The 7,106-nt window shown below is 69.7% G+C and carries 8 protein-coding genes and 1 riboswitch; of the genes, 7 read left to right on the forward strand and 1 reads right to left on the reverse strand.

Annotation, left to right across the window (positions count from 1 at the left end):
* Together KDJ86_RS19045 and KDJ86_RS19050 are read left to right on the forward strand one after the other, a co-directional pair.
* The coding region (locus tag KDJ86_RS19045) for a KH domain-containing protein (RefSeq protein ID WP_291749539.1) at positions 1 to 330 on the forward strand (330 nt) is incomplete at its 5' end.
* The gene (locus KDJ86_RS19050) at positions 330 to 611 is read left to right on the forward strand and encodes an acylphosphatase (protein ID WP_291749541.1); all 282 of its coding nucleotides are present in this window, start codon (positions 330 to 332) and stop codon (positions 609 to 611) included. The genes KDJ86_RS19045 and KDJ86_RS19050, both read left to right, overlap by 1 nt.
* Here KDJ86_RS19050 and lipB read toward each other — a convergent pair.
* Entirely contained in the window at positions 589 to 1,317 is a 729-nt protein-coding gene (gene lipB, locus KDJ86_RS19055; RefSeq protein ID WP_291749543.1) for a lipoyl(octanoyl) transferase LipB, read from the reverse strand. The genes KDJ86_RS19050 and lipB overlap by 23 nt on opposite strands.
* Before the next feature lie 104 nt (positions 1,318 to 1,421).
* Positions 1,422 to 1,623, forward strand: a riboswitch (cobalamin riboswitch).
* Positions 1,624 to 1,660: 37 nt separating this feature from the next.
* On the opposite strand from lipB, the gene KDJ86_RS19060 reads away from it, so the two are divergent.
* From KDJ86_RS19060 to cobN, 5 genes are all read left to right on the forward strand, one after another.
* Positions 1,661 to 1,834 carry a CbtB domain-containing protein gene (locus KDJ86_RS19060; RefSeq protein WP_291749546.1) on the forward strand — a complete coding sequence of 58 codons (174 nt, stop codon included), beginning with the start codon at positions 1,661 to 1,663 and terminating at the stop codon, positions 1,832 to 1,834.
* Between the two features lie 16 nt (positions 1,835 to 1,850).
* A complete protein-coding gene (locus KDJ86_RS19065) occupies positions 1,851 to 2,564 on the forward strand; it encodes a CbtA family protein (RefSeq protein ID WP_291749547.1) in 714 nt (237 codons plus the stop codon).
* A 248-nt stretch (positions 2,565 to 2,812) separates the two neighbouring features.
* Positions 2,813 to 3,355 carry a bifunctional adenosylcobinamide kinase/adenosylcobinamide-phosphate guanylyltransferase gene (cobU, locus tag KDJ86_RS19070; RefSeq protein WP_291749549.1) on the forward strand — a complete coding sequence of 181 codons (543 nt, stop codon included), beginning with the start codon at positions 2,813 to 2,815 and terminating at the stop codon, positions 3,353 to 3,355.
* Positions 3,352 to 4,359, forward strand: a complete 1,008-nt coding sequence (gene cobW / locus KDJ86_RS19075; RefSeq protein ID WP_291749551.1) for a cobalamin biosynthesis protein CobW — start codon at positions 3,352 to 3,354, stop codon at positions 4,357 to 4,359. Before cobU ends, cobW begins: the two co-directional genes overlap by 4 nt.
* A gap of 3 nt (positions 4,360 to 4,362) precedes the next feature.
* A partial coding sequence (gene cobN, locus KDJ86_RS19080; RefSeq protein WP_291749554.1) for a cobaltochelatase subunit CobN occupies positions 4,363 to 7,106 on the forward strand: 2,744 nt, incomplete at its 3' end.

Here is a 7,106-nt window from a genome sequence, read left to right on the forward strand (position 1 = left end):
GCCGCCGAGATCACCCGCGAGAAGCTGTTCGAGCGGCTGCATCAGGAGCTGCCCTACCAGGCAACGGTCGAGACCGAGCAATGGACCGACCAGAAGGACGGCTCGGCCCGTGTCGAGCAGACCATCTACGTCACCCGCGACAGCCACAAGAAGATCGTCATCGGCAAGGGCGGCGCGTCGATCAAGGCGATTTCCACCGCCGCCCGCAAGGAGATCGCCGAGATCGCCGAGCGGCCGGTGCATCTCTTCCTCTTCGTCAAGGTCCGCGAGAAATGGGTGGACGATCCCGAGCGCTACCGGGCGATGGGGATCGAATTCCCCAGGGACTGATGGCGGAGAAGATGCTCCATCTGGCGATCGCCGGCCGCGTCCAGGGCGTCGGCTACCGTGCCTGGCTCTCCCATGAAGCACGGGCGCGCGTGCTCTCCGGCTGGGTCCGCAACCGCCGCGACGGCACGGTCGAGGCGGTCCTGTCCGGCGACGAGGCGGCGGTCGACGCGGTCGTCGAGCGTTGCCGGCGCGGGCCGGCGGCGGCGCGGGTTTCCGGAGTCGAAACAATCGCCTGGGACGAAATCCTGCCGGGCGGATTCAACGCCCTGCCCACCCTCTGAAATCCCCGTCCAGCGTCGCGCCGAACAGCGCTTCGAACTCCGCCCGCATCACCGCGTCGACCTCCGGCATCGTCACCGGAATGCCGAGATCGACCAGGCTGGTGACGCCATGTCCCCTGATGCCGCAGGGCACGATGCCGGCGAAATGCTCGAGCACCGGGTCGACGTTGAGGGCAATGCCGTGGAAGGTCACCCAGCGGCGGACGCGGATGCCGATCGCCGCGATCTTGTCCTCGCGGCCGGCGCCCTTGTCGGGCCGCGCCACCCAGACGCCGATCCGGTCCGCGCGGCGCTCGCCCCTGACGTTGAAGGCGGCGAGCGTCCGGATCACCCATTCCTCCAGCGTGTGGACGAATTTGCGGAGGTCCGGGTCGCGGCGGTTGAGGTCGATCATCACATAGGCGATGCGCTGGCCGGGGCCGTGATAGGTATATTGCCCGCCGCGTCCGGCCTGGAAGACCGGGAACCGGTCCGGCGCCAGCAGGTCCTCGGGCCTGGCGCTCGTCCCGCCGGTATAGAGCGGCGGATGCTCGACCAGCCAGACCCGCTCCGCCGCCCCCTCGTCGCGGATCGCCGCGACCCGCTCTTCCATCGTCGCGACGGCTTCCGGGTAGCCGACCGGCGCGTCGGCGATTCGCCATTCGACCGGCGAATGGCCATCGGCCGGCCGCATCCCGACGTCGATATCCCGTGCCTGATCGAGCATGAAGCGAGGCCGCCTGGTGGTTGCGAATGCACCGCGAACATAGGCAGTCGTGGATCGCCCCGCAAACCCGGCGGCCAGGCGGTTGCCAGGCGCCGCCGCAGGGCATAGGCTGGTCGCGCGTCGGTTCTCCGGTGACGTTGCCGGAGACGAAACGGGAATGCGGTGAGGGACGGTGTCCCGAACCCGCAGCTGCCCCCGCAACTGTAAGCGGCGAGCTCCCCCGCATCATGCCACTGGGAAACCGGGAAGGCGTGGGGAGGGCTTCGACCCGCGAGCCAGGAGACCGGCCGGCGCATCCTTGAAACCTCTCGACCGTCGGTGGGACGGAGAAGGAGACGCGCAAATGACCACGACCACCTCCCTTGCCTCCGCGAGTCCGTCGACTCGCCTCGTCGCGGCGCTCGCCGCGCTGGTCTTCGGCCTCGGCCTGTTCCTCGCGACCGGATTTGCCTGGCCGAGCGCGATCCATAACGCGACGCACGACACCCGGCACGCCCTCGGGCTTCCCTGTCACTGATCCGCCGGGGGGCGACATGTTCAGAAACATCGTTCTCAGCGCCTTCGGCGCTGCCCTCGTCGTTTGCGTCGTCGTTTCGGCGCTGCAGTTTTTCACCACCGAGCCGCTGATCCTCCACGCCGAGCAATTCGAAGGCGGGGGCGAGGGCGATCCCGGTCATCATCACGACGCCGCCGCGCCGGCCCACGACCACGGCGATGCGGCCGAGGCGGAAGCCGGTGAATGGGGGCCGTCCGGCGGCTTCGAGCGGACCGCCTATACCGTCCTCGCCAATCTCCTGATCGGCGCGGCGGTTTCCCTCATCCTCCTTGCGCTGATGGTGCTGAAGGGCGATCGCATCGACGCCCGTCATGGCCTGCTCTGGGGCGCCGCCGGCTTCGTCGCGGCGTCGCTGATGCCGGCGCTCGGCCTGCCGCCGGAGCTTCCCGGCACGCCGGCCGGCGATCTCGCCGATCGTCAGCTCTGGTGGCTGGCGACCGCGGTGGCTTCTGCCGCCGGCATCGCCCTGATCGCCTTCGGGCGTCACGCGGGGCTGAAGCTGGCCGGCCTCGCGCTGATGGTCCTGCCGCATGTCATCGGCGCCCCGCTGCCGCCCGGCCACGAGGTCGATTATCCCGGCGCGCTCGCCGGTGAATTCGTCATCGCCTCGCTGGTGGTCAGCGCCGTGTTGTGGACGCTCGCGGGGACCTGCGTCGGCTGGCTTCACGAGCGGCTGTCGCGAGCCATCTAGTGCCGGGAATCATCGAAATCCGATCCATGGTCGGGCACGATCCGCGGAGTGCCACGCGCGTCAGCCCTCCCCTTGAGGGAGGGCCAAAACCGCGTCAGCGGTCTTGCGGAGGGGTGGCGAGCTCCGCCGGGTTGCACACCCCTCCCCGAAGCGGCTGCGCCGCTTCGACCTTCCCGCAAGGGGAGGGTGGGGCGCGGTGCGGCGGCTCCGGGCGAGACTCGGCCAATTGCGAAAGAAGGCATTAGCCCATGGCAACGCCAGACCATCTTCTCCTCCTCGGCGCCCGGCGCTCGGGCAAGAGCCGCCATGCCGAGGCTTTCGTCATGGAGTCGGGCCTTTCGCCGGTCTATGTCGCGACGGCCGAGGCCGGCGACGACGAGATGGCGGAGCGGATCGCCGCGCACAGGTCCCGGCGCGGTCCCGCCTGGCGCACGATGGAGGAGCCGCTGGACCTGCCCGGCGCGATCGCCGTTGCGGCCGTTCCCGGCAGCATCGTCCTTGTCGACTGCCTGACGCTGTGGCTGTCGAACCTCATGCATGCCGGGCGCGACATCGACGCGGCCGGGACCCGGCTGATTTCGGCACTGGGAGACGCCGCCGCGCCGGTCGTCCTCGTCTCCAACGAGGTCGGCGCCGGCATCGTCCCGCTCAATGCGCTCTCCCGCCTCTATGCCGACGAGCAGGGCATCCTCAACCAGCGCGTCGCCGCCTCCGTCGCCCGCGTGGTGCTGATGGTCGCCGGCATCCCCCTTCAGGTGAAGCCGGGTCAGCCGGCGGGAGCATCGACATGACCCGATCGCGCATCCCGGCGACGGTGGTCACCGGCTTCCTCGGCGCCGGCAAGACGACCCTGATCCGCAACCTGATCGCCACGGCCCGTGGACGGCGGATTGCGGTCGTCGTCAACGAATTCGGCGACATGGGCTTCGACGGCGCCCTGATGGACGACTGCGGCGACACCGGCTGCCGGCCGGATTCGATTGTCGAGCTGACCAACGGCTGCATCTGCTGCACCGTCGCCGACGAATTCCTGCCGACCATGGAGGCATTGCTCGCCCGCGAGCCTGCGCCGGACCACATCATCATCGAAACCTCGGGCCTCGCGCTTCCCCAGCCGCTGGTCCGGGCCTTCGCCTGGCCGACGGTGAAGCACCGGGTCACCGTCGATGGCGTCGTCGCGGTCGTCGATGCGACAGCGGTCGAGGAGGGGCGTTTCGCCCCGGCGATGCCGACGGCTCCGGATCCCGTCCGCGACCACGACGATCCGATCGAGGAGCTTTTCGAGGACCAGCTCCGCTGTGCCGATCTCGTCGTCGTCGGCAAGGCCGATCTCCTCGGTGCCGACGCGGTCGATCGGGTCGAGGCGACCGTGCTGGGCGAGGCGCGTCCCGGCACGCCGGTGGTCCGTGGCTCGCTGAAGGGCTTGCCGGCGGACGTTCTGCTCGGGCTCGCCGCCGGCGCGGAAGACAACATGGGTGGCCGCGAGAGCCACCATGAGCTCGAGGGCGAGGAGGAACACGACCACGACGATTTCGCCAGCTTCGTCGTCGATACGCCACCTTTCGGGACGGTCGAGGCGCTGAAAGAGCGGGTCGGCGCGGCACTCGCCTATCCGGGCGTCCTGCGCATCAAGGGGCGGGCGCGGGTCGACGGCAAGGCGGCTCCGGTCGTCGTCCAGGGCGTCGGTCCGCGCGTCGAGACGTATTTCGATCCCGCCGGCGGCGGGGATGGGCTTGTGGTGATCGGCCTCGCCGGTCTCGATCCGGCTGCCGTTTCTTCCCGGCTGATCGGCTGATCCATGCATCTGACCGCCGGTGACATCGAACGGATCGACGATGGCGATGTCGCTGTCGATCTCGAACAGTCGCCGGGCGAGATCGTCGTCCTGTCCTCGGCGGACAGCGAGCTGGCGCTGCTTGGCGGCATGGCGGCGCGCCGGCCCGGTGACGCACCGCGCCTCCGTCTCGCCAATCTGATGAAGCTCGCGCATCCGGCCTCGGTCGATCTGTACGTCGAAAAGACGCTCCGGCATGCCAGGCTGGTGGTCGTCCGTGCGATGGGCGGGGTCGGCTACTGGCCCTACGGGCTCGATCGCCTCCGCGAGCTCGCCCGCGGCGGTGGCCCCCGGCTCGTCGCGATTCCCGGCGAGGACCGCTGGGACGACGGGCTGAGCGCCTATTCGACTGTCGCCGAGGATGACGCGCGGTGCCTCTGGCGCTGCCTGGTCGGTGGCGGCGCGGGGAATGCGGCGATAGCCCTCGACCTCATGGCCCACCTGATCGGCCGGGGCGAGCGACCGCCGGAAGCGGAGACCGTCGCCAGCGCCGGTTGCTACTGGCCGGGGGAGGGCGTGTCCTCGATCGAGGAGGTTGGTCGGCGGCTCGACCCGTCGCTGCCGGTCGCGCCGATCGTCTTCTACCGCTCGATCCTCCAGGGCGGGCTGACCGGTCCGGTCGATGCGCTGGTCGATGCGCTTCGCGCCGAGGGCGTCGCGGGATTGCCGGTCTTCGTGACGAGCCTCAAGGATCGTGACAGCGCTGCCTTCCTCGAAAAGCTGTTCGCGGCCCTGCCGCCGGCGATCGTGCTCAATGCGACCGCCTTCGCGGTCTCCAGGTTCGGCGCGGCCGGCGCGACGACGGTCCTCGACCGGCCGGGCTCTCCGGTCCTCCAGGTCATCTTCGCCGGATCGAGCGAGGAGGCGTGGCGCGACAGCGCCCGGGGCCTGCTGCCGCGCGACCTGACGATGAATGTCGTCCTGCCCGAGGTCGACGGGCGGCTGATCACGCGGACGGTTTCCTTCAAGGCGGAGACCCATGATCCGCTGACCGACAGCCGGGCGACCACCTACCGTCCGATCACCGATCGGATCGCCTTCGTCGCCGAGCTCGCGGCCCGCTGGGTCCGGCTTTCGGCTAAGCCACCAGCCGAACGGCGGGTGGCGCTGGTGCTTTCCAACTACCCAAACCGCGATGGCCGGATCGGCAACGGCGTCGGCCTCGACACGCCGGAAAGCACGGTCCGCATCGCCGCGACCATGCGCGAGGCCGGTTACGACTTGTCGGGCTTTCCCGAAACTGGCGCCGACCTGATGGCGCTGCTCCTTTCCGGGCAGAGCAATCGCCTCGAGATTGCGCCCGGCGGCGCGGCGGTGACGCTTGGCCTCGATGACCATTGCGCTTTCCTCGCGACGCTTCCCGAAGACGTGCGCGACGCCCTGCATGAGCGATGGGGCGAGCCGGAGGGCGATCCGATGTTTGCCGATGGCGTCTTTCATCTCGCCATCCATCGCTTCGGCAATGTCGTCGTCGGCATCCAGCCGTCGCGCGGCTACAACATCGATCCGAAGGCGACCTACCACGACCCGGACCTCGTGCCGCCGCACCACTATCTCGCCTTCTACGCCTGGCTCCGGGGGGGCTTCGCGGCCGATGCGCTGGTCCATGTCGGCAAGCACGGCAATCTCGAATGGCTGCCCGGCAAGGCGCTCGGCCTGTCGCGGGGCTGCTGGCCGGAGGTGGCGCTTGGCGCCATGCCGCTCATCTACCCCTTCATCGTCAACGATCCGGGCGAGGGGGCGCAGGCCAAGCGCCGGTCGAGCGCCGTGATCGTCGACCACCTGATGCCGGCGATGACCCGTGCCGAGATTCATGGCCCGCTGGCCGAGCTCGAAACCCTGATCGACGAATTCTACCTCGCGGCCGGTGTCGATCCGCGGCGGCGCGACTGGCTGGAGAACGAGATCCTGACAACCGCCGAGCGCCACGGCCTCGACCGCGACCTCGGCTTTGCCCGCGATGCCGGCGGCGGCGCCCTGCGGGCGCTGGACGCGCATCTCTGCGAGCTGAAGGAACTCCAGATCCGCGATGGGCTCCACATCCTCGGCGCCTCGCCCGAAGGACGTCAGCGGGTCGACACGCTGGTGGCGATCGCCCGCGTGCCGCGCACCGGCGAGCGGCTGGCCGACGCCTCGCTTCATCGCGCCATCGCGTCCGACCTCGGGCTCGATGGCTTCGACCCGCTGGACTGCGATCTCGGCAGCCAGTGGCGCGGGCCGCGACCGGCGGTCCTCGACGGTCTCGTCGACACGCCGTGGCGGACCGCCGGGGACACCGTGGAAAGGATCGAGATGCTGGCGGCGTTGATTGTTGAGGACACGCTTCCCTCGTATGACGCACCGACGTCCGACCTCCCCCTTGGGGGGAGGTCGAAGGTCGCAAGGCGAGCTCCGGGAGGGGGGAGCGGCCTGCAGGTCGGCGAACCAAATGGAAGGCCCGGGGTTGCCGGTGCGTCCTTCGAGGCTCGGGCTACGCCCGAGCACCTCAGGATGGCGAGCAAGGAGGGTGGCGGTGGCGGGCATATCGTCGCCTCAAATCACCTCCCTGGTCATCCTGAGGTGCTCCGCGAAGCGGAGCCGCCCCCTCGTCATCCTGAGGTGCTCCGCGAAGCGGAGCCTCGCCCTCGTCATCCTGAGGTGCCCCGCGAAGCGGAGCCTCTCCCTCGTCATCCTGAGGTGCTCCGCGAAGCGGAGCCTCTCCCTGGTCA

This window comes from Bauldia sp., from assembly GCF_020442045.1.
GTDB lineage: Bacteria > Pseudomonadota > Alphaproteobacteria > Rhizobiales > Kaistiaceae > Bauldia.